Genomic DNA, 26,540 nt, shown 5'->3' with positions numbered 1-26,540 from the left:
ACGACGGCGCCTCTCAATAGAGTGGAACCAATTCGGCCGATCAGGGTTAGTTGAATCGGGCTGAGCAAAGCGGGTTCCATTTCCTCGCGTCGCACCTTGGCGCTTGATTTCGAATTTGGCTGACGCTCTATTTCATTTCGACCAAACGCGTTGTGCCGCAGATTCGGCCGACGCCTGCGGGGGAATCAGTATGAGCGACCTCGATCCCGGAACTGCATCACGCTCCGGTCGTCGCGTCCCAAAGCCAAAATCCAACGGTACGTCGGAGCCGGATTCCCGGGCGGAATTGTTGCTTGCCTTGCAGGCGATGCGCAGCGGTGACTTTTCGGTGCGCATGAGCGGCGACTATCTCGGCATCGACGGCAAGATTGCCGACACTCTTAACGAAATCATCGCCGCCAACCAACGCATGGCGCAGCAACTCGAACTGGTCGGCCAGGTGGTGGGCCGCGAAGGCAAGACCCGCCAGCGCGTCAAGTTCGGCCTCGCCTCAGGCTCCTGGGCCGACATGGAAGGTTCCGTCAACACGCTGATCGACGACCTGCTGTGGCCGACGCGCGAGGTGACGCGCGCGGTCGCCGCCGTCGCACAAGGAGACCTACTCCAGACTGTCAAGCTCGACGTCGATGGTCGTCCGCTCGGCGGCGAATTTTTGCAGTCGGCGAACATCGTCAATACCATGATCAAGCAGCTCGGCGTGTTCACGTCCGAGGTGACGCGCGTGGCGCGCGAGGTCGGCACCGAGGGCAAGCTCGGCGGCCAGGCCCAGGTGCCGGAGGTGACCGGCGTCTGGAAGGACCTGACCGAGAGCGTCAACTCGATGGCAAACAACCTGACCAACCAGGTTCGCAACATCGCCGAAGTGACGATCGCGGTCGCCAACGGCGATCTGTCGAAGAAGATCACGGTCGACGTCCGCGGCGAGATCCTGCAGCTCAAGGAAGCCATCAACACGATGGTGGACCAACTCCGCTCCTTCGCCTCGGAAGTGACGCGCGTCGCGCGCGAGGTCGGCACCGACGGCAAGCTCGGCGGCCAAGCGATCGTGCCAGGCGTCGCCGGCACCTGGAAGGACCTCACCGACTCCGTCAACGCGATGTGCGGCAACCTGACTGCACAAGTGCGCAACATCGCCAACGTCACCACCGCCGTGGCGCGCGGCGACCTCTCGCGCAAGATCACGGTGGACGTGCGCGGCGAGATCCTGGAGCTGAAGGACACCATCAACACCATGGTGGACCAGCTCAACTCGTTCGCCTCCGAAGTGACGCGCGTCGCGCGCGAGGTCGGCACCGAAGGCAAGCTCGGCGGCCAGGCCCAGGTGCCTGGTGTGGCCGGCACCTGGAAGGACCTCACCGACAACGTCAACTTCATGGCCTCGAACCTGACGGCGCAGGTCCGCAACATCGCCGACGTCGCCACCGCCATCGCGAGCGGCGATCTGTCGAAGAAGATCACGGTGAATGTCTCGGGCGAGATCCTTCAGCTGAAGGAGACGCTCAACACCATGGTCGACCAGCTCAACGCCTTCGCCGGCGAAGTGACGCGCGTCGCCCGCGAGGTCGGCACCGAGGGACGGCTCGGCGGCCAGGCCAACGTGCTCGGCGTCGCCGGAACCTGGAAGGACCTCACCGAGAGCGTCAACTCGATGGCCTCGAACCTCACCGCGCAGGTCCGCAACATCGCCGAGGTGACGACCGCGGTCGCCGGCGGCGACCTCTCCAAGAAGATCACCGTGGACGTGCGCGGCGAAATCCTGGAGCTGAAGGATACCATCAACACCATGGTGGATCAGCTCAACGCCTTCGCCGGCGAAGTCACGCGCGTGGCGCGCGAGGTCGGCACCGAAGGCAAGCTTGGTGGTCAGGCCGTCGTGCGCGGCGTCGCCGGCACATGGAAGGACCTCACCGACAGCGTCAACTCGATGGCCTCGAACCTCACCGGCCAGGTCCGCAACATCGCCGAGGTCGCAACTGCGGTCGCCAAGGGCGATCTGTCGAAGAAGATCACGGTGAACGTGTCGGGCGAAATCCTTCAGCTGAAGGAGACGCTCAACACCATGGTGGACCAGCTCAACGCCTTCGCTGGCGAAGTGACGCGCGTCGCGCGCGAGGTCGGCACCGACGGCAAGCTCGGCGGCCAGGCTGGCGTGCCCGGCGTCGCCGGCACCTGGAAGGATCTCACCGACAGCGTGAACTCGATGGCGGGCAACCTCACCGCCCAGGTCCGCAATATCGCCGAAGTGGCGACCGCGATCGCCGGCGGCGACCTGTCGCGCAAGATCACCGTGGACGTGCGCGGCGAGATCCTGCAGCTCAAGGACACGCTGAACACGATGGTCGACCAGCTCAACCGTTTCGCGGGCGAGGTGACGCGCGTGGCGCGCGAGGTCGGCACCGAAGGCCGTCTCGGCGGTCAGGCCAACGTGCCCGGCGTCGCCGGAACCTGGAAGGATCTCACCGACAGCGTGAATTCGATGGCGGGCAACCTCACCGCCCAGGTCCGCAACATCGCCGAAGTGACGACCGCGGTGGCGCGTGGCGACTTGTCCCGCAAGATCACCGTCGACGTGAAGGGCGAAATCCTCGAGCTCAAGAACACCATCAACACAATGGTGGACCAGCTCAACGGCTTTGCCGGCGAAGTCACGCGCGTGGCGCGCGAGGTCGGCACCGAAGGCAAGCTCGGCGGTCAGGCCGAAGTGCCCGGCGTTGCCGGCACATGGAAGGACCTCACCGACAACGTCAACTTCATGGCATCGAACCTGACGGCGCAGGTCCGCAACATCGCCGAGGTCGCGACCGCCATCGCCGGCGGCGATCTCTCGAAGAAGATCACGGTGGACGTGCGCGGCGAGATCCTTCTCCTGAAGGACACGCTGAACACCATGGTCGAGCAGCTCCGCTCCTTCGCCGCCGAAGTCACGCGCGTCGCCCGCGAGGTCGGCACCGAAGGCCGGCTCGGTGGTCAGGCCGTCGTGCCTGGCGTCGGCGGCACCTGGAAGGATCTGACCGACAACGTCAACCTCCTGGCGGCGAACCTCACCACGCAGGTCCGCAACATCGCCGAAGTGACGACCGCGGTGGCGCGCGGCGACTTGTCCCGCAAGATCACCGTCGACGTGAAGGGCGAAATCCTCGAGCTCAAGAACACCATCAACACCATGGTGGACCAGCTCAACGCCTTCGCCGGCGAAGTGACGCGCGTGGCGCGCGAGGTCGGCACCGAAGGCAAGCTCGGCGGCCAGGCGCAGGTGCCCGGCGTTGCCGGCACATGGAAGGACCTCACCGACACCGTGAACCTGATGGCTGCGAACCTGACCGAGCAGGTGCGCGGCATCGTCAAGGTGGTGACGGCGGTCGCCAACGGCGATCTCAAGCAGAACCTGACGATGAAATCTCGCGGCGAGGTCGCCGCTCTCGCCGACACCATCAACAACATGACCGAGACGCTGGCGACCTTCGCCGATCAGGTGACGTCGGTGGCACGCGAGGTCGGCGTCGAAGGCCGGCTCGGCGGCCAGGCCAACGTGCCGGGTGCTGCCGGCACCTGGAAAGATCTCACCGGCAACGTGAACCTTCTGGCTGCCAACCTCACCTCGCAGGTGCGCGCGATCGCGGAAGTCGCGACCGCCGTGACCAAGGGCGACCTGACGCGGTCGATCCAAGTCGACGCCCGCGGGGAAGTCGCGGAGCTGAAGGACAACATCAATACGATGATCACGAATCTCCGTTTGACGACGGACGTGAACACCGAGCAGGACTGGCTGAAGACCAACCTCGCCAAATTCACCAACATGCTCCAGGGCCAGCGCGATCTCGCCACCGTCGGCCGGCTGCTGCTCACCGAGCTGTCGCCGCTGGTGAATGCCCATACCGGCGTGATCTACCAGGTCGAGAACGAGGACAATTCCCAGCTGCTGCTGCTCGCGTCCTACGCCAGCGACGGCATCTATCCCTACCAGAGCGTGCTCCAGTTCGGCGAAGGACTGGTCGGCCAGTGCGCCCTCGACAAGCGGCCGCGCATGGTTTCCGACATCCCGTCCGACGTTGTGCCGATCAACTCGGCGCTGCTCCGCGTCGCGCCGAAAAATCTCGTCGTGCTGCCTGTCCTGTTCGAAGGCCAGGTCAAGGCCGTGATCGAACTCGCCTCCCTCGTCTCCTTCACGACCTCGCAGATGACGTTCCTGGAGCAGCTCACCGACTCCATCGGCATCGTTCTGAACTCGATCGAGGCGACGATGCAGACCGAAGGCCTGCTCAAACAGTCGCAGCAGCTCGCCGGCGAGCTACAGACCCAGCAGCGCGAATTGCAACAGACCAACGACCAGCTCGAGCAGAAGGCGCAGCAGCTCGCCGAGCGCAACGTCGAGGTCGAACGCAAGAACCAGGAGATCGAGCAGGCCCGGCGCGCTCTGGAGGAAAAGGCCACCGAGCTCGCCCTGACCTCGAAGTACAAGTCCGAATTCCTCGCCAATATGAGCCACGAGTTGCGTACGCCGCTAAATTCGATCCTGATTCTCGGTCAGCAGCTCACCGATAATCCGGACGGCAATCTCTCGGCCAAGCAGGTCGAGTTCGCCCGCACCATCCACGGCGCCGGCACCGATCTGCTCAACCTCATCAGCGACATTCTCGATCTCTCCAAGATCGAGTCCGGCACGGTGACGGTCGACGCCGAGGAGATCCTGACCGCGAACCTGCTCGAGACCGTCGGGCGGCCCTTCCGGCACGAGGCGGACAACCGCAATCTGTCGTTCAAGATCGACGTCGATCCGAACCTGCCACGCAGCATCGTCACCGATTCCAAGCGCCTGCAACAGGTCCTGAAGAACCTGCTCTCCAACGCCTTCAAGTTCACCGCCGAAGGCGAAGTGCGCCTGAAGGTCGCGGGCGCGATCGGCGGCTGGGGAACGGATCACCCGGTGCTGAACTCCGCGCCGGCCGTGATCGCGTTCGAAGTATCCGATACCGGCATCGGCATTCCGCTGGAGAAGCAGAAGCTGATCTTCGAGGCGTTCCAGCAGGCGGATGCCGGCACCAGCCGAAAATACGGCGGCACCGGACTAGGACTCGCAATCAGCCGCGAACTCGCGAGCCTGCTCGGAGGCGAAATCCATCTGCGCAGCGCGCCGGGCAAGGGCTCGTCCTTCACGATTTATCTGCCGTTGAAATATTCCGGTCCGACGCTCGCGCCGCGGGCCGCCCCGGCGCCGCAGCAATACAGCCAGCCGCCCGCGCTGCAGCCGGCCGCGCCGGAGCAACAACGTGCCATCGAGCAGCTTCCCGACGACCGGTTGAACCTCGAGCCCGGCGACAGCATCCTCCTGATCGTCGAGGACGACCCGCACTACGCGCGTGTGCTGGTTGATCTCGCGCGCGACAAGGGATTCAAGGTGCTGGTCACCGCGCGGGGCGCGGAGGCGCTGGAGCTCGCCAAGCAGTATCAGCCGAGAGCCGTCTCGCTCGATGTGTTCCTGCCCGACATGCTCGGCTGGACCGTACTGAGCCAGCTCAAGCACAATCCGTTGACCCGCCACATCCCCGTGCAGATCATCACGCTCGACGAAGACCGCCAGCATGCGCTGGCGCGTGGCGCGTTCTCATTCGTCAACAAGCCGACCACGCCTGAAGGCGTCGCGGCCGCGCTGACGCAAATCAAGGAATATGCCCGGCCGCGGCGCAAGCGGCTGCTGATCGTCGAGGACAACGAGGCCGAGCAGCTTTCGATCCGCGAGCTGCTCCACCACGACGACATCGAGATCGTGACGACGGCCACCGGCGCGGGCGCACTTTCGACGTTGCGCGAGCAGCCGTGTGACTGCGTGGTGCTCGATCTCAGGCTTCCCGACATGAGCGGCTTCGAGGTGCTGGACCAAGTCCGCAACGACGAGCGACTGTCGAACATCCCGATCGTGGTCTTCACCGGCCGCGAGCTTTCGGCGGAGGAGGACGCGGAACTCCACACCATGGCTCGCAGCATCGTGGTCAAGGGCGTGGAATCGCCGGAGCGCCTGCTCGACGAGACCGCACTGTTCCTGCACCGCGTGATCACGGAGCTGCCGATCGAGAAGCAGCGTATGCTGGAGAAGCTGAACAGTTCCGACGAGGACTTGATCGGCAAGACCGCCCTGCTCGTCGACGACGACGCCCGCAACATATTCGCCCTGTCGAGTGTGCTGGAACGACGCGGCATGAAAGTGCTGACGGCGACGACCGGGAGCGAGGCTGTGACACTGGTCGACTCCAATCCGGAGATCGCGATCGTGCTGATGGACATCATGATGCCGCAGATGGATGGCTATCAGACCATCGGCGTGATCCGCGAGAATCCGGCCTTCGCCCGTCTTCCGATCATCGCGCTGACCGCCAAGGCGATGAAGGGCGACCGGGAGAAATGCCTCGAAGCCGGCGCGTCCGATTACCTCGCCAAACCGGTCAACACCGACCAATTGCTGCTTGCGATCCGCATGTGGCTGCACCGCTGAGTTGGGCCCGCGTATGGACCAGGAAAAGGTCAACATCCTGCTCGTCGACGATCAGCCGGCCAAGCTGCTGGCCTATGAGGTGATCCTGAAGGATCTCGGCGAGAACCTCGTGATCGCCTCATCGGGACGCGAGGCGCTGGAGGTGCTGCTCAAGACCGAGATCGCGGTGATCCTGGTCGACGTCTGCATGCCCGAACTCGACGGCTTCGAACTCGCCGCAATGATCCGCGAGCATCCGCGTTTCCAGAAGACCGCCATGATCTTCATCTCTGCGATCCAGGTCAGCGACATCGACCGGTTGCGCGGCTACGAGATGGGCGCGGTCGACTACGTGCCTGTGCCGGTCGTGCCGGAGGTGCTGCGTGCCAAGATCAGGGTATTTGCCGAGCTCTACCGCAAGACGCGCGAGCTCGAACGGCTGAACCACGAACTCGAGGACCGCGTCCGCGCACGCACCGCGGAGCTGGAGAGCTCCACCGCGAAGCTGCGCGAGAGCGAGCAGCGGCGCAGCATGGCGATCTCTGCCGGCAAGATGGGATCCTGGGATTGGGACTGGAGCAGCGGCGATTGGATGTGGGACGACGGGCAATACCGCATCTTCGGCGTCGACCCGGACAGTTTCGAGGTCAATCCGGCCAACGTCCAGGCGCTGTTGCATCCCGATGACGTCGATCAGTTGCGCAAGGCGATCGCCGAATTCAACAAGGGCACGCGCGCCTATGAAACGGAATTCCGCATTGTGCGGCCCGATGGCGAGGTGCGCTGGTGCGTCGGCACGGCGGCGGCGACAGTCGACGAGCGCGGGCGCGTGGTGCGCGTGAGCGGCGTCACCGTCGATATCACCGAACGCAAGCGCGCCGAGGAGCGGCAGAATCTCCTGGCGCGGGAAGTCGATCATCGCGCCAAGAACGCACTGGCGCTGGCCCAGTCCATCGTGCGCCTCACCCGGGCCGACGAGGTCAAGGACTATGTCAACGCGGTCGAGGGACGCATCAATGCACTGGCGCGCGTGCACACCATTCTGTCGCTGTCCAGCTGGCAGGGCGCCGAACTCTCCAGGCTGATCGACGAGGAGCTTGCGCCCTATTCGCTCGGCGACCAGATCAGATTGGAAGGTCCCGAAGTTCAGTTGCTGCCCGCGACGGCCCAGACGCTGGCGCTCGCACTGCACGAGCTCTTCACCAACTCGGCCAAGTACGGCGCGCTCTCGACTCGATCGGGGCGGCTCGCGATCGATTGGCAGGTCGAGGACGAGCTGCTCACGCTGAGCTGGGAGGAATCCGGCGGTCCGCTGGTCATGACACCGAAATCTCGCGGCTTCGGCACGCGGAGCCTGCTTGCGAGCGTCGAGTCCCAGCTTGGCGGACAGGCGCAGTTCGATTGGCGCGCCGAGGGCCTGTTGTGCCGTCTGGAGGTGCCGCTGACGCGAAAGACGGCGACGGCCGGACTCGGCAAGTTCGACACCGGCGGCTCCGCCGAATTGCAGCGCGCATCCGGCTAACCGGACACCGCGCTCGTCATGCGCTGGGCCATCCGCGCTTCGCGCGGCACCCGCCCTTCCAGCCAGGCTTCCGTTCGGGCGAGATCGCGCAACGCCCTGGCGTAACGGCGCGCCGCGCTTCGCTCTGCTCCGCGCGGTAGCCTGCGGGCCTTGCGCAGGATGTCCGCGGCCGCATGACGATAGGCTAGCGAGCGGTAAAGAAAGACTACCTTACCCATATCGATGTTCCCGTTTTGATGGCACTCATCCTCGCAAGCCCGGCATGAACGTCGGATGAAGCGGACGATGACAATTATTTCAACCGAATGGAACCACAGAATCATGCGGGCGTTGGCATGCCGTTCGGGAATGACCTCCCATGCGCACGAAGAAGTCGTCTGAACTGATCTCTGCCAGTGGCCTCATCAAGCTGATGACGCACGCGATGATGGGCGCAGCCCTCGGCCTCACCTTCAGCCTCGCGCTCGTCGTGTCCAATCCGGCCGTGGCCAACCTGCTGAATAACGGCGGAAGCCAAGCCATTCTGGTGTTCGCCCTCACCCTGGTGACGACGTTCGCGATCGGCGCGACGCTCACCGGCGTCGTGTTCATCATTTATGAGGACAAGCAATCTTGAAGCGCGTGATCCCGCGGGGGGACGCTTTGTCGGGAACTCCGGCGGCGAATAGCGGTTGGCTGCCTGCGTCAAATTAACTCAGGGAGTTTCCCCGCATGAACACGACCAAGCTCGCTCTCGCCGTATTGTTGGCAACCGGCCTTGCCGCCGCACCGTTCGCCGTGCAGGCCAAGTCACACAAGGCCAAGCACGGATCCTCGATGTCATCGTCGCAGACCACCGGCGCCAACACCAAGTCTCCCAAGGGCGCTGATCCTTCCGGCCAGGGCGGCTCCGGGCCCGGCTCCGATCAGGGCGGCACCATGACGAACAAGGGCGGCATGACCAACACCAAATAGTCCACGCCCTGGAAGCCATGGAGGGCTCCGCCGTTGCGGGGCCCTTTCTCTCGCTGCTCGCCGTCACGAGATGCTCTAGCCGCGTCCACTTGCGCGCAATCAGAAGCTGGGCTGCGGCCTCACCGAGGCGGTCGCGCTGCAGCTGCCGGATGGTTGAGCCCAGCTTGAGTATCTCGGCGCCCGCGCGCGCGCACGGTGTTGCCGACTGTCTTCGCGGGACGAAGGCGCACGCGGTCGCGGACGTCAGGCAGAACGTCGCTGCCGCCGGCTGCCTTCCATTCGCCGATCAGGAGGTTGATTCTCCGGCGCAGAACCATCTGCGCCAGGGCCCTTTCTGTGCAGTCGCAGTCGCGCTCGACGAGGTCGCGCACCGACGCTTCGACGTCGGCCATTTCGAGCCTCAAGACTCTGATTTTACGTCGAATTTCATTAATTCTGTTGTCCATGGCTTGTTAGAACAAAATAAGAACATATAGTCAAGCGGATCTCGGAACGGAGAAGGCAGATGCAGATTCAAGGTAAATACGACGCCAAGGCTTTTCTTGGAGAGCAGATGACGCGGGCGCAGGGTCTCAGGCTGAGGCGGCTGAGTGAAGAGGCGCATCAACCGGCCCAATATGCACGGGACCTGTCTTTCGGCGAGGCAGCACGGCGCATCCAGGCGTTGGAGGCTGAGATCGAGTTGGCGAATTCCTTCTAGCCTGCGTCGCGCGCCCGCAACGGTGTGCAGGCGTTGCCGGAACCATGGCTGTGCCGAATGGTTCTCCTCAGCCAAGGGAGAACATGCATGGCACGCAAGGCAAAGAAACGTCGCTACTCTCGCAGTTCCGGCAGCGATGTCGAAAGCGAGATGCGGCGCTACAAGAAGGGCACCGCAAAGAGCGGGCGCGGGGGCCGCGTGAAGAGCCGCAAGCAGGCGATCGCGATCGGACTGTCGAAGGCGCGCAAGAAGGGCAAGAAGGTCCCTAAGAAGGCATCGAAGCGGAAGAGTGCCAAGAAGACGTCCAAAAGCAAAAGGTCGTCAAAGAAGTCGTCGAAGCGCAAATCCAGCAAGCGCTGACGCTAACCTGTCTCAGATCATGCTGCCGGGCATGAAGCATCGGATCGAAATCCCGAACGCAGTCTTCACCGGCCACACCATGGTGCGGCCGGCCCGGTTCGGCTCGGTGATGACGGCTTCGTCCGGCACCTCGATCCACTGCCCGTCCAGACGCACGCGGTAACGGCCGTTGTGCGACTCCCAGTCGGGATCGGCGACGGCAAAGCCATCCGCATCCGAGCAGCACGGACCGAGCTGGCTGCGCAGGCTGTCGAACCATGGTTTCAGAGGGGAATTCGCGTAGCGGCCGTCGTCACGCCCGAGCGCGTGTCCGCCACAGAGCACCAATGGCACGACGAGCAGTGCACTCCTCAGCGAGAGCTTCAATCGATCCATGTCGGCACCGATCAAATTCGAACCGCCGGCAAGTTCCACAAAGCAGCCGCAAGTTCGAAGTTCCGCGATTGCAACCCACCTCTACGACTCCATTGCCGCAGCGGTGTTGGAACTGTGATGATCGAACACGGCTTTTTCGGACGAACTGCGTCATCATCCCTGCGGTTAACGAGAATGTTATCGCTAACCCAACGGAAATTTCGAGGATGAAGAGGAAAGGCGGCCCGAGGGCCGCCTTTTTTAACCTGTGTCGCTCGATGCGCCCGGCTCACGCGAGCGGAACTGCCACGAATCTTGTCGCCTCCGCGCTTTTGACCTGCAACAACACGCTCCGCTTGCCCGACGTTTTGGCCTGCGCCAGTTCCGAACGGACGTCGCCGACATTCTCGACGGCCTTGCCGCCGACATTGAGGATGACATCGCCAGTCTGAATGCCGCGCTGTGCCGCCGGCCCTTGCGGATCGACCTCGGTGACGACGACGCCCTTCTGGCCCGCGCCCTGGACGTCGCCGGCCGGCGCCAGGCTGAGGCCGAGGCGCGGCGTGCCGGCACTCGGCTGCCCCCTGCCCTCGTCGGTGCCATTTCCCTTGGCTTGCCGCTCGTTCGGCAGCTCGCCGAGCGCCAGGGTCACCGTTTTGCTGTCACCCTTGCGGAAGACATCGAGCTTCACCGACGTGCCAGGCGCCAACGTGGCGATGGTGCGGGCGAGGTCACGGGAGTCCTTGATCGTGGTGCCGTTGACGGCAGTAATGACGTCCCCCGCCTCGATGCCGGCCTTCGCCGCCGGGCTGCCGTCCTGCGGATTGTCGACGATCGCGCCGCGCGCCTCCTTGAGGCCGAGGCTGTCGGCAATATCAGACGTCACGGGCTGCACCTGCACGCCGAGCCAGCCTCGGGTGACCACGCCCTTGTCCTTCAATTGCGCGACAACGAGCTTGGCGGTCGAGGCGGGAATATCGAAGCCGATGCCGACCGAGCCGCCCGAGGGCGAGAAGATCGCAGTGTTGACGCCGATCACGTTGCCGTTCATGTCGAAGGCCGGGCCGCCGGAATTGCCCTTGTTGATGGGCGCATCGATCTGGATGAAGTCGTCATAAGGACCATTGCCGATATCCCGGCCGCTGGCCGAGACGATGCCGGCGGTAACAGTGCCGCCAAGACCGAAGGGATTGCCGACCGCGACCACCCAGTCGCCGATGCGCGGCTTCTGGTCGGAGAATTTGACGAACGGAAAGTCCTTCTTGCCATCGACCTTGATCAGCGCGAGATCGGTCTTCGGATCGGTGCCGACGACTTTCGCAGTGTAGGTCGTACCGTCATCCATCGTCACCTGAACCGACTCGGCATGATCGACGACGTGGTTGTTGGTCACGGCATAGCCGTCGGGCGAAATGAAGAAGCCGGAGCCTTCGCCCGTGATCATCTGATGGCGCTGGCGCGGCATGCCGTTCATACCACCCGGGAAGCGGAAGCCGAACTGTCGGGAGAACTGGTCGAACGGCGTATCCTCGTCCGAATCCATCCGGTTCTGCTGCAGCATCGCGGTCTTGTCGTTGTCCTGGTCGATCTTCACCCGCACCGAGATCACCGCGGGTTTGACCTTGCTGACCAGATCGCCGAAGCCCGCCGGCGTAGCCGCGGCTTCCGCAGCCTGAGCCGGCGCAATGAAGGAGTTCGTACCGAACGGCGCGGAGCCTGGCGCCATTGACAGGGCGGCCACGCCCAGCGCGGCCACGGTGCCGAGCAGCGCGAGCCGGCGCGACCTCAAGATCTTGCGGGACGTGGTGGTGTCGGAATTGACGCGATCGTTCATGTCGAAATATCCATGTTGAGCTGGTGTCGCCTTGTCCTCAACATGGTCGCTGCCACCTTACGGCGTCCCGTCCGTCCGATTAAATCTCGGCAAAGAATGGCAAAGCGGGCGCGGCAGGCAAATCGTCGCTGCTCATTTGATGCAGCTCAACACGGGCGCTTCGCGCAGTGAAAAACTGCAACCATGAGGTCCACCGGAGGCGCGCCATGTACAAAGACATTCTCGTCCACATTCCCACCGAACGTCCCATGCGTTCTGCGATCGAAGGCTCGATCTCGCTCGCGGCGCACCTCAACGCGCATCTCAACGCGGTCGCGGTCGGCTATGTCGCAACCAGTGCAGCTTACGTGATGGAGGGCGGCGCGGCGGTGGCGGCCGTGTTCGAACTGGAGCGCGAGCGCGCCGTTGAGCGGGCCGAGGCCGCGCTCGCGGTGTTCAGGAGCGAGGCGGCAAACGCCGGCGTCTCCTACGCCAGCCATGCGCTCGGGGCGATCCCGGCGGATGCCGCCGTCTCGCTCGGCCAGATGGCGCGACTGCACGACCTCAGCATCGTGCTCCAGCCTGATCCGACGCAAGGCTCGTTCGACAACGACGTGCCAGGCGAGATCCTGTTTCAGGCGGGCGGCCCGGTGCTGTTCCTGCCCTACACCTTCCGGGGAGCCTTCAACGCAAACCGGGTCGGCATCTGCTGGGACGGCAGCCGCCTCGCTGCCCGCGCCGTGCGCGACGCAGCAACGTTCCTGGCGCGCGCCGCAGAGATCGTGATCATCACCATCAACGAGGCCGACGCCGTCTCCGGTGAGGCTTCAGCGAGCAGCCTGGCAAGACATCTCGGCCGGCGCGGGCTGTCGACCCGCACGGTCGGCCTGTCGGCAACGCGCGCCGACATTCAACCGACCATCCTGTCGCTTGCAGCGGACGAGAGCCTCGACCTCCTGGTGATGGGCGGCTACGGCCATTCGCGGTTGCAGGAGCGCGTTCTCGGGGGCGTCACCCGCGCCATGCTGGAAGCCATGACAGTCCCGACGCTGATGTCGCATTGAGCCGAGCCGGCCTGGCGCCATTACGCCGCGACCGGAGCCTCCCACGTCGCGGGCGCGGCAGCGTCCTCATCGCGTTGCACATTGCACGCGTTGAAATGCGCCTTGAGTTCGACTTCCGCGAGATGTTCAAAATGTTCGGCCTGGCCGAGGAGTTCCCAGTTCTGGAGCGGCCGGTAGGCCGCCTGCTGACGACAGAGGGACGCCAGCGCCCGGTAGCGACGTACGTTCTCCATGAGACCCTCCCTCGCATCTGCCAAGGTTATTGCCTTGATTTGCGTCAGGCCGATGGCGGTCATGCAAAAGATTTGCTGCGCCCCCTCGCCTGATCTCGGCTCGTTCTTGGGAAATGCGTATTCGGGTCAAAGTTCCAAAATGGCGCCGACAGGCGCTCGGCCTCCCCGAGTCTAGCGGATACGGCCTCCGTCGCTTACGCGCATGCGCCCCGCAGGAACTCGGCCCGCCTCGGCGGCGATGCGAATGGCGGCGATATTGGCGGCGTAGTCCGCAGCGCTGTTGCCGCGAAACACGGCGGAACCCGCGACGAGCGTATCGGCACCCGCTGCGGCCACGGCAGCGGCATTGTCGCGCGTGATGCCGCCATCGACTTCGAGTCGGATCGGCCGCTCGCCGATCATGGTCCTAATCCGCTTGATCTTCTCGATCTGCGATCCGATGAACGATTGGCCGCCAAAGCCCGGATTGACCGTCATCAGCAGCACGAGATCGATGCGGTCGAGCACGTATTCGATCGCAGCCTCCGGCGTTGACGGACAAAGGCTGACGCCAGCTTTCCTGCCGAGCGAGCGGATGGCCTGGAGCGAGCGGTCGAGATGCGGGCCGGCTTCGGCGTGCACCGTGATGAAGTCCGCTCCGGCTTTCGCGAACGCCTCGAGATAAGGATCGGTCGGGGCGATCATCAAATGCACGTCGAAGACCTTCTTCGTCAACGGCCGGATCGCCTTGATGACGTCAGCACCGAAACTGATGTTCGGCACGAAATGCCCATCCATGACGTCGCAATGGATCCAGTCGGCCCCGGCCGAATCGATCGCCGCGATCTCCTCGCCGAGGCGCGCGAAATCCGCCGCCAGAATCGACGGAGCGATGAGAATGTCTTCGGTCATGGCGCTCCACTCCGCGCATCGGCGCCGCCGCTGAACACGCGGCTCGCAAGGACGTCCATGGGATCGATGGTCTCGAGGTCGGCGACATCGAGCATGCGATTGAGATCGGACACCAGACGATCGGCTTGCCGCAGGCGGATGCGGTCGACCGCGTTGCGGATCGACCGGGCGTTGGAGAAGAACGGCTGGGTCCGGCGCAGCGCGATGTATTTCTCGAACGCCTCGCGCGCGGCTGCCGAGAAGCGATAACCCCGCTCCTTCAGCATCAGCTCGGCGATGACGAGCAGCTCGGCTTCCGCATAGTCGGGAAATTCGATGTGATGGGCGATGCGCGAACGGAAACCGGGGTTGGACGCGAAGAAGCTCGTCATCCGCTCGCCATAGCCGGCGAGGATCACGACGAGGTCTTCGCGCTGGTTCTCCATCACCTGGAGCAGGATCTCGATCGATTCCTGGCCATAGTCGCGCTCGTTATCGGGACGATGCAGGTAATAGGCCTCGTCGATGAACAATACGCCACCCATCGCCTTCTTCAGGATCTCCTTGGTTTTCGGCGCGGTGTGGCCGATATACTGGCCGACGAGATCGTCACGCGTCACCGAAATCACCTGCCCGCGCCGCACGAAGCCGAGGCCGTGCAGGATCCTGGCCATGCGCAGCGCCACGGTGGTCTTGCCGGTGCCGGGATTGCCCGTGAACGACATATGCAGCGTCGGCGGCGCGGAGGCGAGGCCCGCACGCTGCCGGATACGCTCGATCAGCAGCAGCGAGGCGATCTGGCGCACGCGGTTCTTCACCGGCTTGAGCCCGATCAATTCCTGGTCGAGCTGTTGCAGCGTATCGGTGATCCCGGCCGCTTCGGCCTCCTTGCGAAGATCGAAACGCGGCTCGCTCTGTTCGGTCGTCGTTGCATGGGGAAGATCAAGCATCGGCACCTCGAAGAAAAGAGCTTCGCCGCTGGGAGCGGCGAAGCAGTGGTCCGCCAAGGATGCGGAGCAGGGAGAGCTCCGCGCGGAGGAAGTGTTATTGAGAGGCGTTGGCGGCCGGCTTTCGCACGGCGGTGTAGCGGATCGCGCGTCCGGCCACTTCCTGCCGCACCAGTTCGAACTCCGCCTCTTGCTTCGGCCGGTTGACGAGGAACGAGATCCGCACCGACTCCCAGCCATGGCTGGCATCGAAGCCGCTGATGCGGATGTAGCTGTCGCCGTAAACCCTGCGGCACTCGGCGAGCTCCATCATCACTCCGGCGGCGTCCTGAAGATCGAACATCGGCAGGCCCCACATCTCCCAATAGGTGTTGCGGGGATGCGGATCGTCGGTGAACTCGATGTTCACCGCCCAGCCGTTGGCAAGGCAATATTGCACTTGGCTGGTGATCTGCTCGTCGGTCAGATCGGGCAGGAACGAGAAGCAGCCCTGGGTGATCTTCATCTCAATTCTCCTCAGACGGTTTCCAGCGCCGTCGGCACGAAGTCCGGCGTATCGGTGGATTGATAGTTGAAGGTGACGTCCTTCCAGACCTCGAGCGCGGCCTTCAGCGGCGTGCAGGTCTGGGCCGCCTGGGCGAGGATCTCCGGCCCTTCGTGGACGTAGTCGCGGCCCTCATTGCGGGCGAGGATCATCGCTTCCAGCGCCACGCGATTGGCGGTCGCGCCGGCCGCAATGCCCATGGGATGGCCGATGGTGCCGCCGCCGAATTGCAGCACGACGTCTTCGCCCAGGAGATCAAGCAGCTGATGCATCTGGCCGGCGTGGATGCCGCCGGAGGCGACCGGCATCATCTTGTTGAGGCTCGCCCATGACTGGTCGAAGAACAGGCCATGCTCGAGCTTGGTCGGGTTGAAGTCCTCGCGGCAGACGTCGTAGTAGCCGCGCGTGGTGTTGGGGTCGCCTTCGAGCTTGCCGACCACCGTGCCGGCATGGATGTGGTCGACGCCGGCGAGCCGCATCCACTTCGCGATGACGCGGAACGACACGCCATGGCTCTTCTGCCGCGTATAGGTCGAATGGCCGGCGCGGTGCAGATGCAGGATCATGTCGTTCCGCCGCGCCCATTTGGCCATCGACTGGATTGCGGTGTAGCCGATCACGAGGTCGATCATGACGATGCATGACCCGAGTTCCTTGGCGAACTCTGCACGCTCGTACATATCCTCCATCGTGCCCGCGGTGACATTCAGGTAGGTGCCCTTGACCTCGCCCGAGGCCGCCTGCGCCCTGTTCACCGCCTCCATGCAGTAGAGAAATCGGTCACGCCAATGCATGAAGGGCTGCGAGTTGATGTTCTCGTCGTCCTTGGTGAAGTCCAGCCCGCCCTTCAGCGCCTCGTAGACCACGCGGCCGTAGTTGCGCCCCGAAAGTCCGAGCTTCGGCTTCACCGTTGCACCCAGCAGCGGCCGGCCGAACTTGTCGAGCCGTTCGCGCTCGACCACGATGCCGGTCGCCGGCCCCTGGAACGTCTTCACATAGGCGACCGGGAAACGCATGTCCTCCAGCCGCAGCGCCTTGAGCGGCTTGAAGCCGAACACGTTGCCGATGATCGAGGCGGACAGGTTCGCGATCGACCCCGGCTCGAACAGGTCGAGGTCATAGGCGATGTAGGCGAAGTACGAGCCCGGCGTGCCCGGCACCGGATCGACGCGATAGCATTTGGCGCGATATTTCTCGGCCGCCGTCAGGCGATCCGTCCACACCACCGTCCAGGTCGCGGTCGAGGATTCTCCAGCCACCGCAGCAGAGGCCTCGATGGGGTCGACGCCTTCCTGCGGCGTGACGCGGAACAGCGCGATGACGTCGGTGTCCTTCGGCGTGTAGTCGGGCTCCCAATAGCCCATGCGCTTGTATTCCATCACGCCGGAGCGATAGCGCTCCTTGCCGCGGACCGTGCCTGCATGTGCGTTCATGTCTCTCTCCTGCTCTCTTCTCTGCTCTATCTGATTGACTAGGCCGCTACGGACTCGCGGGCGTCGACGCGCGGATCGAGCTCGCCGGCGCGATAGCGCCGCGCCATCTCGCTCATCGGGACCACCTTGATCCTGCTCGCATGGCCCGCCGTGCCGAACTGCTCGAAGCGCTCGCGGCAAAGTTCGCGCATCGCATCCACCGCGGGTTTGAGGAATTTACGCGGATCGAACTCGGAGCGTGCCTGCGCAGCCACTTTTCGGAACACGGCGGTCATGGCCAGCCGGCAATCGGTGTCGATATTGACCTTGCGCACGCCGCTCTTGATGCCGCGGACGATCTCGTCCACCGGCACGCCCCAGGTCTGCGGCATCTCGCCACCGAACTGGTTGAACATGTCCTGAAGCGACTGCGGCACCGAGGACGAGCCGTGCATGACCAGATGGGTGTTTGGCAGCCGGCGATGGATCTCCTCCACCACGCGCATCGCCAGGATGTCACCATCCGGCTTGCGGCTGAACTTGTAGGCGCCGTGCGAGGTGCCCATCGCGATCGCCAGAGCGTCGACCTTCGTTGCCCGGACGAAATCGACTGCCTGGTCGGGATCGGTCAAGAGCTGATCGTGGCTGACCTTGCCCTCGACGCCGTGACCGTCCTCCTGCTCGCCGCCGCCGTGCTCGAGCGAGCCGAGCACGCCGAGTTCGCCCTCGACCGACGCTCCGACCCAATGCGCGAGATCGACGACGCGGCGGGTGATCGCGACGTTGTAGTCGTAGTCGGCCGCCGTCTTTGCGTCGGCCTTCAGCGAGCCGTCCATCATGACCGACGTAAAACCGTGGGCGATGGCCGAGGCACAGGTCGCCTCGTCATTGCCGTGGTCCTGGTGCATGCAGATCGGGATGTCGGGATAAGTCCGCTCCAGCGCGTCGATCATGTGCGAGAGCATGAGATCGCCGGCATAGCTGCGCGCACCGCGTGAGGCCTGGATGATGACGGGCGCATCGACCTCGGCCGCCGCCTGCATGATCGCGATGCCTTGCTCCATATTGTTGATGTTGAAAGCCGGCACGGCATAACCGTGACTGGCGGCATGATCGAGCAGCTGGCGAAGTGTGATACGGGCCACGGGACGTCCTCCTTATTGTCTCTTGCGGGCGATCGACCGGCGGGCGGCTTCCGCAATGCTTTGCGGTGTGATGCCGAACTCGCGGTACAGTACGGGCGCAGGCGCCGAGGCGCCGAAGCCGCGCATGCCGACGAACTCGCCGTCGGCGCCGATCCAGCGCGGCCAGTCGCCCAGCACCGCCGCCTCGATCCCGACGCGCGGCGCGGTGCCGAGCACGGTGGCGCGGTAGTCGTCCGGCTGCTCCTCGAACAGGGCGAAGCACGGCGCGGAGACCACGGCCGCACGGATGTGCTCGGTCGCGAGCAGGCGGGCGGCGTCCAGGGCTATCGCCACTTCCGAGCCGGTTGCGATCAGCGTCACGTCGCGGCCGCCGTCCGGCGAGACGACGAGGTAGGCACCGCGCGCGACGCGGTTTTTCCCGCGCGCATCGCTGCGGAAGGTCGGTAAAGCCTGCCGCGACAGGCACAACACGGACGCACGATGCTCCGCCGCCAGCGCGCAGTCCCAGGCCTCGAGCGTCTCCACGGCATCAGCCGGCCGGAACACGAGCAGGTTGGGAATTACGCGCAGCGCCGCGAGATGCTCGACCGGCTGGTGCGTCGGGCCATCCTCTCCGAGTCCGATGGAGTCGTGCGTCATCACATGGATCACGCGCAGGCGCATCAGGGCCGCAAGTCGGATCGCAGGCCGGCTGTAGTCGGAGAACGCGAGGAACGTGCCGCCGTACGGGATGAAGCCGCCATGCAGCGCGAGGCCGTTCATCGCAGCTGCCATACCGTGCTCGCGAATGCCGTAATGGATGTAGTCGCCGCCGAACGCGCCGTTCCTGACCGGAGCCTGCGCCTTGGCATGCGTCAGGTTCGAATGTGTCAGGTCCGCCGAACCGCCGACCAGGCCGGGAATTGTCCCGGCGATGCCGTCGAGCACCTGTTGCGAGGCCTGCCGCGTCGCGAGTTTTGGCCGCTCACTGGCAAAGCGCTCGCGCAATTTCGCCGCGGCCAGCGCATAGGCGGCGGGCAGAGCCACAGCCTTGCCCTCGACGAACAGATCGCGCTGCTCGGGCGTTGCAGCTTCGTAGCGATCGAGCCAGGCGAGGCGATCGACCTGCCCGCGCTGCCCGATCATCCGCCAGGCCTTGAGCACCGGGATCGGCACCACGAAGGGCTGATAGTCCCAACCAAGATTCCGGCGCGCCGCCGCCGTCTGCTCGGTGCCGAGCGGCGCGCCATGCGCCTTTTCGGTGCCCTGCCTATCAGGCGCGCCATAGCCGATGATGGTGCGGCAGGCGATCAGCGACGGCTGTGCGGTCTCCCGCTCCTCGGCAATCGCCTGTGCCACGGCTTCGGGATCGTGCCCGTCGACCCGACGCACCGACCAGCCGGAGGCGGCGAAGCGCGCAAGCTGGTCATCCGACGTCGCAAGCGAGGTCGGGCCGTCGATGGAGATGCCGTTGTCATCGAACAGCACGATCAGCCGGCCGAGCCCGAGATGGCCGGCGAGCGAGATCGCCTCCTGGCTGATGCCCTCCATCAGGCAGCCGTCGCCCGCGATGACATAGGTGAAGTGATCGACGAGGCTGTCGCCATGCCGCGCATTGGCCATGCGCTCGGCGAGCGCCATGCCGACGGCGGTCGCGATGCCCTGCCCCAGCGGTCCCGTTGTGGTCTCGACGCCGCGCGTGTGGCCATATTCGGGATGGCCCGGCGTCTTCGAGCCCCATTGCCTGAAGGCCTTGATGTCGTCAAGGCTGACATCGCCGCCGGTCAAATGCAGCAGCGCATAGAGCAGCATCGATCCGTGGCCCGCCGACAGCACGAAGCGGTCGCGGTCGGGCCAGTTGGGATGCGCCGAGTCGAATTTGAGAAAGCGCGAGAACAGCACGGTCGCGACATCGGCCATGCCCATGGGTAGCCCGGGATGGCCGGACTGCGAGGTCTCGATAGCGTCCACAGCGAGGAAGCGGACAGCGTTGGCGAGATCGTGGTGCGTGACCGCCATGAGGTCGGCTTCGGCGTGGACGGAGATGTTCATCGGATTCTCTCCTCGTTCACTTCAGGTTTCGCTTGCGCTCGATCAGCTGCATGATCAGCGGCGTCAGGATCAGCTGCATCGCGAGGTCGAGCTTCGCGCCCGGACACACGATCGAGTTCGCGCGGGACATCCAGCTCTGCGGCAGCATCGAGAGCAGGTAGGGGAAGTCGATGCCGCGCGGGTTTTTGAAGCGGATCACGACCATCGATTCATCCGGCGTCGGGATCCAGCGCGCGATGAACGGGTTGGAGGTGTCCACCGTCGGCACGCGCTGGAAGTTGATGTCGGTCTCGGTGAATTGCGGGCAGATGTAGTGGATGTAGTCCGGCATCCGCCGCAGGATGGTGTCGGTAACGGCCTCTGTCGAATAGCCGCGCGCGCTGCGATCGCGGTGCAGCTTCTGGATCCATTCGAGATTGATGACGGGCACGACGCCGATCTTCAGATCGGCATAGCGCGCGACATTCACCTTGTCCGTGACCACGGCGCCGTGCAGGCCTTCGTAGAACAGCAGATCGGAGTTCTCCGGCAGCTGCTTCCAGTCGGTGAAGGTGCCGGGTGCCGCGCCGTGCAGCGCCGATTCCTCGGCATCGTGGACGTAGTGCCGCGTCACCGCGGTGCCGGTCTCGCCGTAATCGCGGAATGCGCGCTCCAGCTCCTCGAACAGGTTGGTCTCGGGGCTGAAATGGCTGAAATGCTTGTTGCCGCGTTCGGCCTCCTTCGCCATCTGCGCGCGCATCTCGGCGCGGTCGTAGCGGTGGAAGGCGTCACCCTCGATGTAGACCGCGTTGACCTTCTCGCGGAAGAATATCTGCTCGAAGGTCTTCTTGACCGAGGTGGTGCCGGCGCCGGAGGAGCCGGTAATGGAGATGATCGGATGCTTCCTGGACATGGCGCGCCTCGCTCAGAGCCGGAAGAAGCCACGCCGCGCGAACAGCGGCGCGGAGACGCTGGCAACCAGCAGCGGATCGCAATGCAGCTCCTCGACGCGCCGGACCTCGTTGCTCGAGCCCATGATCAGCGGGACGCGCTGGTGCAGGCTCTGCGCCGATAATTCGAGGATGCGCTCGCGTCCCGTCGAGGCCGAACCGCCGGCCTGCTCCATGATCATCGCCATCGGATGCGCCTCGTAGGTGAGGCGAAGGCGGCCGTCGCCATAGCCGGGCCGCGCGTCCGAAGGATAGAGGAACACGCCGCCGCGGGTGAGGATGCGATAGGCTTCCGCGACCAGCGAGCCGATCCAGCGCATGTTGAAATCGTGGTTGGCGGGCCCTTCGACACCGGCCAGGCATTCGTCGATGAAGGCGCGCACCGGCGGATCCCAATGCCGGCGGTTCGATGCGTTGATCGCGAACTCGTCGCCGGCCTCGGGAATCTGCACGCCGCTGCGCGTGAGGCGGAAGCAGCCGGACTTGCGATCGAGCGTGAAGATGTCGACGCCGTCGCCGAGCGTCAGCACCAGCGAGGTCTGGGGGCCGTAGGTGACGAAGCCGGCCGCGAGCTGCGCCGAGCCGCGCTGATGGAAGGCCAGTGAGAGATCGCCGGGTGCCGGCAGGATCGAGAAGATCGTGCCGACGGTCATGTTGATGTCGATGTTGGAGGAGCCGTCGAGCGGATCTATCGCGATGCAGATGCGCCCCTGCCGGTCGACGATCTGGGCCTCGCGCATCTCCTCCGATGCCAGCGCCGCGATCGGCAGCCGGCCGAGGCAGCGGCGCAGGATCGCATCGGCCTGGACGTCGAGATCGCGCTGGAGATCGCCGTCGCTGTTGCGGCCCGTCGTCAGGCCCGAGGCGTCGGCGAGATCGCCGGAGGCGATGAGATCGGCGATCTCGATCGCCGCTGCGGCGATGGCATCGACGGCGCCCGCCACCGCCAGCGCGTGAGGCGCGGTCTCGGAATACCGTTGAAGCTGGTCGTCCAGCCTGAGTTGCCCGGTCATCTGCGTCCATCCCCTCTTCGGCGCCGCATCCGTTTCCTCCCCACTGGAGGTCGGCGCGGTCAGTCCCGGCATCAGGAGATTGACAGGGGCGACTTAATAAGGAAAATTTCTAATCATAATGAGCCTCAAAGAATTTTCTTATAATGGCCCCGGCCATGCGGCGGCCCAGCTCCGGCATCTGACGATCCGGCAGCTGCGCTCGCTTGCGGCGCTTTCGGCCAAGGGCAGCGTGACGGCGGCATCCAGCCACCTCGGGCTGACGCAGCCGGCCGTGACCCAGCAGCTCCGGCAGCTGCAGGACCTCGCCGGCCTGCCGCTGGTGCAGCGGACCGGTGACGGCATGCTGCTGACGGAAGCGGGCAAGGAGGTGCTGGCGCTGGCCGAGCGGGTGGAGGCCGCCATCACGGATTGTCAGGGCGCGCTCGACCTGCTCGCGGGGCGGACCGGCGGCACGGTGCATCTCGGCGCGGTCTCGACCGCGAAATATTTCGTGCCGCATGCGATCGCGGCGTTCTCGAAGCGCTACCCCAAGATCGAGATCAAGCTCACCATCGGCAATCGCGAGGAGATCCGCGAGGCCATGCACGGCTACGACCTCGACTTTGCGGTGATGGGTCGGCCACCGGCCGACGTCACCGTCGACGTCCGACAGCTCGGGCGCAATCCGCACGTCATCGTCGCGCGCAAGGGACACTGGCTGGAGAAGGATTCCGGCCTCAACCTCACCGACCTCGTGCACGAGACCTTCCTCACCCGCGAGCCCGGCTCGGGCACGCGGACGCTGATGGAGGGCTTGTTCCAGAAGTCGGATCTCGAGCCGATCATCGGCATGGAGATGAGCAGCAACGAGACCATCAAGCAGGCGGTCATCGCCGGGCTCGGCATCGCCTTCATCTCGGCCCACACCGTGGCGCATGAGCTCGCCGAGGGCCGGCTCGTCGTGCTTGATGTCGCGGGCCTGCCGATCGTCCGGCAATGGTACGTGATCCGCCGCAGCGACAAGGTGCTGCTGCCGCCCGCCCAGGCGATGTTCGATTTTCTGGGATCGGAAGGGTCGAACTATCTGCCCGACGTGCCCGAACTCGGCGGGCGATAGAAGGCCGGCGCTCAGCTCATCAGCTTCATGGCGATGGTCGCCGCCAGAATCACGATGATCTGGAGCAGACGCTCCGTCGTGAAGATGCGGTTGAAGGTGGTCATCGCGTGCCCCGGCCGACGTGGAGAATATTTCGATCGGCCAGTTGCTATCACAGTGGGATGCGGAGACAACTCCGTAATTGCCCTGTGGGCGATCGCGCCTTCGGCGAGCCGGTTCGCGGCCGCGCCGATGGCCGGCGATCAGGCCGCGAGCGGAGCGGCGTGGTCCGTGCGCGTCGCGAAATAGGCTTCCAGCTCCGACAGCGCCCGCGCTTCCCAATCCCTCGCCTGCTCCAGCAGCGACCAGCTCTGGCCCGGGCGGAATGCGGCGGTCTGGCGATAGAGCGATGCGATGCCGCGGTAGCGTCGCACGTTCTCCAAGATGGCGTGACCGTTCATGTCCGAAAACTCCCTCGTCAATCCCGCGGGAGAAACTGCGACCAAATCTTTTTCGAAAAGTTAGCGGCGCGCGGCAAGTTCGCGGATGGTTGCCGGACTGTTGCGCGTCCGCAACGCGCACGGTCCTGCCAGGCCGATTTATTGCGGATTCGTTGCCGCGCTCTCGCTGGAAGGCTTCAGTCCGCCGCTTCTGATGATCGTCACCGTCTTGCGGCAGAGATCGGCAAGGCCGATCAGGAGTATGGCCAGCAAGCAGAACAGGTTGATGGAATCGGCATTCGCGCTGGTCAGCGTGGTGAACCGGAAGACGGGCGGTATGAACGCCCACCATACCAGCGGAATCGTGAGCAGCGCGGCGAATGCCGCCGCCGGCGCGCCCGCAACGAGCGCGAGCACGAACAGGCTGGGCAGGAACGCTGCGAAATAAAGCTTTGCGCCGAGCGCGACGCAGAGGCTCTGAAGCACGGCCGACATGGCGACGACGACAAATCCGAGCAGAAACGCCTGCCACGACCATGGCCGTATCCGCGGTACGCCAAACAGCCCCGCACGCCTCATCAGCCTCCCCCTGCCGCCCATTAACCAGGTGCGCTTGCGACGAAAGTACTACAACCGCCGGTCAACCGCGAGATGGAAATTGTAGCGTCCAAAACTTCATCAGGCGCCGGGTGGCTTCTTGTCCGAGGCTTGGTAAACGCGCGCGCCGTCCTCCAGCGACTACTCCGTCGCCGCATAGAGCAGGCCCGCGACGGGCAGCGCGAGGCCAATGGCCGATGCCAGCGGCCAGCCGCCTTGCGCGAAGGCGAAGGCTCCGACCGCGGAGCCGGCCGCGCCGGCTGCGAAGAACGTCGCCATGTAGAGCCCGTTGAGGCGGCTGCGGTGCTCGTGCCCGAGCGCGAAGATGGCGCGGAAGCCAAGCACGACGTTGCCTTGGACGCCAATGTCGACAGTAACCGCTGCCACCACAAGACAGGCGAGGTTCAGCATCGAGCCGGGCGCGCCGACATAGGTCACGAGGAAGCCGCCGGCCGCGAGCAGCATCGCGACCAGCGTCGCGATGCGGCTATGGCCGTGATCGGCGAGGCGTCCGGCGGTCGGAGCGGCGAACACGCCGGCGACGCCGGCCAGCGCGAACAGCGCGATGCCGCGCTGGGAGAAGCCGAACTCGCCGGCGAGCTGGAGCGGCGCCACCGTCCAGAATAGGGTGAACGCGCCGAACAGGCTCGCCTGATAGAGCGCACGGCGCCGCAGCAGCGGCGTGGTCCGCACCAGATGCGGCATCGACAGCAGCAATTCGTCGTAATGCATCCGCGTCACCGGCTTGCGCTTCGGCAGCGTCATCCGGAGCGCGATCGCGAGCACGATCATCAGCGCGGCGGAGCAGAAGAACACCGCGTGCCACGACAGGGCCGCGGTGACGAAGCTCGACACCGGACGCGCCAGCATGATGCCGAGCATCAGGCCGGTCGAGACGTTGCCGACGACGCGGCCGCGGATGGCTGCCGGCGCCAGATGCGCCGCATAGGGAATGATGATCTGCACGGCGACCGAGCCGAGGCCGATGAACAGCGCGGCGATCAGGAACGGCAGCGCATGGGTGGCGAACGCGGCGGCGAGCAGCGCCGCGGCGCCGAGCGTGATCACCGAGCAGATCAGCGTGCGGTTCTCGACGAGATCGCCGAGCGGCACGATGAGCAGCAGCCCGGTGCCGTAGCCGATCTGCGTCATGGTGGCGATCAGCCCGCTAGCTGCATGCGACAGGCCGAGCGCGGCGCTGATCGGGGCGATCAGCGGCTGGGCATAGTAGATGTTGGCGGCGATCATGCCACAGGCCGCGGCGAGCACGAAAGTCAGGCGCTGCGACACCGCATCCGGCTCGGGCGCGGTCTCGATCGTGGCATTCATCGTCATTCGCATGGACTCCAGATAGGGTATAAGGAATGACCATTCCCTATTATGACAGAAAATTCAGGCGAGCAGCTTCATCGCGACGTCGACGAGGCGCCTCCCGTCGAGCGGCAGACGCGTCTTGCCGACGACGCGCATCCCTTGCGTGATGCAGAGCATCAGCCGCGCGGTCTCGTCGGCGGGGACATGGCAGGGAATCGAGCCGTCGGCCTGCCCGTCGCGGATGAGGCGGGCGATGAGCTTTTCGTTGGTCGCAAGCTGCGCGCTGACGCGGGCCGCGACCACCGGATCGTGCGCGGACAATTCGATGGCGCTGCCGACCACGAGGCAGCCGCGCCGTCCCTCGACCCCCTGGGAGTGCTCGACATAGGACAGCAGCACGTTGCGGATCTGCTCGCGGCCGTTTGCGCCGCGCTCGGCCGCGCTGCGGGTCTGCTCCTGGCGCAGCGCCGTGTAGCGCTCGAAGGCGGCGAGGAACACCGCATGCTTGTCGCGAAACGCCTTGTACACGCTTCCAGTCGCCAGCCGCATCGCCGCGGTGAGGTCGCCGATCGAGGTGGCATGATAACCCCGGTCGCGAAACACGCGTACGGCGCGGTCGAGCGCAGTGTCCATGTCGAATTCCCGGGGACGACCGGGACGACGGGCGGCAGGCCGGGATCGGCGGGTCTTTTGCATAGCGGCATAATAGGGAATGAACGTTTCCGAATAAAGACACGTGGTTGTGAACGGGTCGAGG

The 26,540-nt window shown here is 64.9% G+C and carries 25 protein-coding genes; 8 read left to right on the top strand and 17 right to left on the bottom strand.

All coding sequences use genetic code 11. The annotated features are described in order from the left end of the window. The first annotated feature begins 190 nt into the window (after nucleotides 1-190). Both ABIG06_RS21975 and ABIG06_RS21970 read left to right on the top strand, forming a co-directional pair. Complete coding sequence (locus tag ABIG06_RS21975) at nucleotides 191-6,487, top strand: HAMP domain-containing protein (protein ID WP_124159717.1); 6,297 nt, start codon at nucleotides 191-193, stop codon at nucleotides 6,485-6,487. Between the two features lie 13 nt (nucleotides 6,488-6,500). After that, nucleotides 6,501-7,988: an HWE histidine kinase domain-containing protein gene (locus tag ABIG06_RS21970; protein WP_370138608.1), complete on the top strand. Its 1,488-nt coding sequence runs from the start codon at nucleotides 6,501-6,503 to the stop codon at nucleotides 7,986-7,988. Here the strand turns inward: ABIG06_RS21970 and ABIG06_RS21965 are convergent. Continuing rightward, nucleotides 7,985-8,206, bottom strand: coding sequence for a hypothetical protein (locus ABIG06_RS21965; protein ID WP_124159719.1), 222 nt, complete (start codon nucleotides 8,204-8,206; stop codon nucleotides 7,985-7,987). The two genes, ABIG06_RS21970 and ABIG06_RS21965, sit on opposite strands and share 4 nt — an antisense overlap. Before the next feature lie 140 nt (nucleotides 8,207-8,346). Between ABIG06_RS21965 and ABIG06_RS21960 the strand changes: the two genes are divergently transcribed. Together ABIG06_RS21960 and ABIG06_RS21955 are read left to right on the top strand one after the other, a co-directional pair. Then, on the top strand, nucleotides 8,347-8,604 hold the full coding sequence (locus ABIG06_RS21960) for a hypothetical protein (protein WP_124159720.1): 258 nt from the start codon (nucleotides 8,347-8,349) through the stop codon (nucleotides 8,602-8,604). A 95-nt stretch (nucleotides 8,605-8,699) separates the two neighbouring features. After that, nucleotides 8,700-8,942 (top strand): hypothetical protein, encoded by a 243-nt coding sequence (locus tag ABIG06_RS21955; RefSeq protein ID WP_370138607.1) that lies wholly within the window; start codon nucleotides 8,700-8,702, stop codon nucleotides 8,940-8,942. A gap of 119 nt (nucleotides 8,943-9,061) precedes the next feature. On the opposite strand, the gene ABIG06_RS21950 is transcribed toward ABIG06_RS21955, so the two are convergent. Next, nucleotides 9,062-9,334, bottom strand: a complete 273-nt coding sequence (locus ABIG06_RS21950) for a hypothetical protein (protein WP_370138606.1) — start codon at nucleotides 9,332-9,334, stop codon at nucleotides 9,062-9,064. A gap of 113 nt (nucleotides 9,335-9,447) precedes the next feature. On the opposite strand from ABIG06_RS21950, the gene ABIG06_RS21945 reads away from it, so the two are divergent. Then, on the top strand, nucleotides 9,448-9,642 hold the full coding sequence (locus ABIG06_RS21945) for a DUF3072 domain-containing protein (protein ID WP_370138605.1): 195 nt from the start codon (nucleotides 9,448-9,450) through the stop codon (nucleotides 9,640-9,642). A gap of 87 nt (nucleotides 9,643-9,729) precedes the next feature. Continuing rightward, complete coding sequence (locus tag ABIG06_RS21940; protein WP_124159724.1) at nucleotides 9,730-10,002, top strand: DUF6496 domain-containing protein; 273 nt, start codon at nucleotides 9,730-9,732, stop codon at nucleotides 10,000-10,002. Between the two features lie 12 nt (nucleotides 10,003-10,014). Here ABIG06_RS21940 and ABIG06_RS21935 read toward each other — a convergent pair whose 3' ends face one another. Both ABIG06_RS21935 and ABIG06_RS21930 read right to left on the bottom strand, forming a co-directional pair. Further along, nucleotides 10,015-10,377, bottom strand: a complete 363-nt coding sequence (locus ABIG06_RS21935) for a hypothetical protein (RefSeq protein WP_370138604.1) — start codon at nucleotides 10,375-10,377, stop codon at nucleotides 10,015-10,017. Between the two features lie 268 nt (nucleotides 10,378-10,645). Then, nucleotides 10,646-12,190, bottom strand: coding sequence for a Do family serine endopeptidase (locus ABIG06_RS21930; RefSeq protein WP_370138603.1), 1,545 nt, complete (start codon nucleotides 12,188-12,190; stop codon nucleotides 10,646-10,648). A gap of 206 nt (nucleotides 12,191-12,396) precedes the next feature. On the opposite strand from ABIG06_RS21930, the gene ABIG06_RS21925 reads away from it, so the two are divergent. Beyond that, nucleotides 12,397-13,233, top strand: coding sequence for a universal stress protein (locus ABIG06_RS21925; protein WP_370138602.1), 837 nt, complete (start codon nucleotides 12,397-12,399; stop codon nucleotides 13,231-13,233). A 20-nt stretch (nucleotides 13,234-13,253) separates the two neighbouring features. On the opposite strand, the gene ABIG06_RS21920 is transcribed toward ABIG06_RS21925, so the two are convergent. From ABIG06_RS21920 to ABIG06_RS21880, 9 genes are all read right to left on the bottom strand, one after another. Then, complete coding sequence (locus tag ABIG06_RS21920) at nucleotides 13,254-13,466, bottom strand: hypothetical protein (protein WP_124159824.1); 213 nt, start codon at nucleotides 13,464-13,466, stop codon at nucleotides 13,254-13,256. A 171-nt stretch (nucleotides 13,467-13,637) separates the two neighbouring features. After that, on the bottom strand, nucleotides 13,638-14,357 hold the full coding sequence (rpe, locus tag ABIG06_RS21915; protein WP_124159728.1) for a ribulose-phosphate 3-epimerase: 720 nt from the start codon (nucleotides 14,355-14,357) through the stop codon (nucleotides 13,638-13,640). After that, on the bottom strand, nucleotides 14,354-15,286 hold the full coding sequence (gene cbbX / locus ABIG06_RS21910) for a CbbX protein (RefSeq protein ID WP_370138601.1): 933 nt from the start codon (nucleotides 15,284-15,286) through the stop codon (nucleotides 14,354-14,356). Before cbbX ends, rpe begins: the two co-directional genes overlap by 4 nt. 94 nt (nucleotides 15,287-15,380) lie before the next feature. Further along, entirely contained in the window at nucleotides 15,381-15,788 is a 408-nt protein-coding gene (locus ABIG06_RS21905; RefSeq protein WP_124159730.1) for a ribulose bisphosphate carboxylase small subunit, read from the bottom strand. Between the two features lie 11 nt (nucleotides 15,789-15,799). Next, entirely contained in the window at nucleotides 15,800-17,260 is a 1,461-nt protein-coding gene (locus ABIG06_RS21900; protein ID WP_370138599.1) for a form I ribulose bisphosphate carboxylase large subunit, read from the bottom strand. 38 nt (nucleotides 17,261-17,298) lie between these two features. After that, entirely contained in the window at nucleotides 17,299-18,384 is a 1,086-nt protein-coding gene (fba, locus tag ABIG06_RS21895; RefSeq protein ID WP_370138598.1) for a class II fructose-bisphosphate aldolase, read from the bottom strand. 12 nt (nucleotides 18,385-18,396) lie between these two features. Then, on the bottom strand, nucleotides 18,397-20,415 hold the full coding sequence (gene tkt / locus ABIG06_RS21890) for a transketolase (RefSeq protein ID WP_370138597.1): 2,019 nt from the start codon (nucleotides 20,413-20,415) through the stop codon (nucleotides 18,397-18,399). A 16-nt stretch (nucleotides 20,416-20,431) separates the two neighbouring features. Further along, nucleotides 20,432-21,307, bottom strand: a complete 876-nt coding sequence (locus ABIG06_RS21885) for a phosphoribulokinase (RefSeq protein WP_124159734.1) — start codon at nucleotides 21,305-21,307, stop codon at nucleotides 20,432-20,434. Nucleotides 21,308-21,319: 12 nt separating this feature from the next. Continuing rightward, nucleotides 21,320-22,357, bottom strand: coding sequence for a class 1 fructose-bisphosphatase (locus ABIG06_RS21880; RefSeq protein WP_370138596.1), 1,038 nt, complete (start codon nucleotides 22,355-22,357; stop codon nucleotides 21,320-21,322). Between the two features lie 118 nt (nucleotides 22,358-22,475). Between ABIG06_RS21880 and ABIG06_RS21875 the strand changes: the two genes are divergently transcribed. Next, entirely contained in the window at nucleotides 22,476-23,453 is a 978-nt protein-coding gene (locus ABIG06_RS21875) for a LysR family transcriptional regulator (protein ID WP_124159736.1), read from the top strand. Between the two features lie 242 nt (nucleotides 23,454-23,695). Here the strand turns inward: ABIG06_RS21875 and ABIG06_RS21870 are convergent, their stop codons facing one another. The 4 genes from ABIG06_RS21870 to ABIG06_RS21855 all read right to left on the bottom strand — a co-directional run bounded on the left by ABIG06_RS21870 (nucleotide 23,696) and on the right by ABIG06_RS21855 (nucleotide 26,479). Then, on the bottom strand, nucleotides 23,696-23,893 hold the full coding sequence (locus tag ABIG06_RS21870) for a hypothetical protein (protein ID WP_271530243.1): 198 nt from the start codon (nucleotides 23,891-23,893) through the stop codon (nucleotides 23,696-23,698). 138 nt (nucleotides 23,894-24,031) lie between these two features. Next, complete coding sequence (locus ABIG06_RS21865; RefSeq protein ID WP_124159738.1) at nucleotides 24,032-24,451, bottom strand: DUF4118 domain-containing protein; 420 nt, start codon at nucleotides 24,449-24,451, stop codon at nucleotides 24,032-24,034. A gap of 159 nt (nucleotides 24,452-24,610) precedes the next feature. Continuing rightward, complete coding sequence (locus ABIG06_RS21860) at nucleotides 24,611-25,804, bottom strand: MFS transporter (RefSeq protein WP_124159739.1); 1,194 nt, start codon at nucleotides 25,802-25,804, stop codon at nucleotides 24,611-24,613. 57 nt (nucleotides 25,805-25,861) lie between these two features. Continuing rightward, nucleotides 25,862-26,479 carry a TetR/AcrR family transcriptional regulator gene (locus ABIG06_RS21855; RefSeq protein ID WP_124159740.1) on the bottom strand — a complete coding sequence of 206 codons (618 nt, stop codon included), beginning with the start codon at nucleotides 26,477-26,479 and terminating at the stop codon, nucleotides 25,862-25,864. Between the last annotated feature and the right edge of the window lie 61 nt (nucleotides 26,480-26,540).

Source organism: Bradyrhizobium sp. USDA 326 (assembly GCF_049739485.1).
Lineage (GTDB): Bacteria > Pseudomonadota > Alphaproteobacteria > Rhizobiales > Xanthobacteraceae > Bradyrhizobium.
Note: the sequence above shows the minus strand (reverse complement) of the source record. Positions and strands in the feature narration are given on the sequence as shown.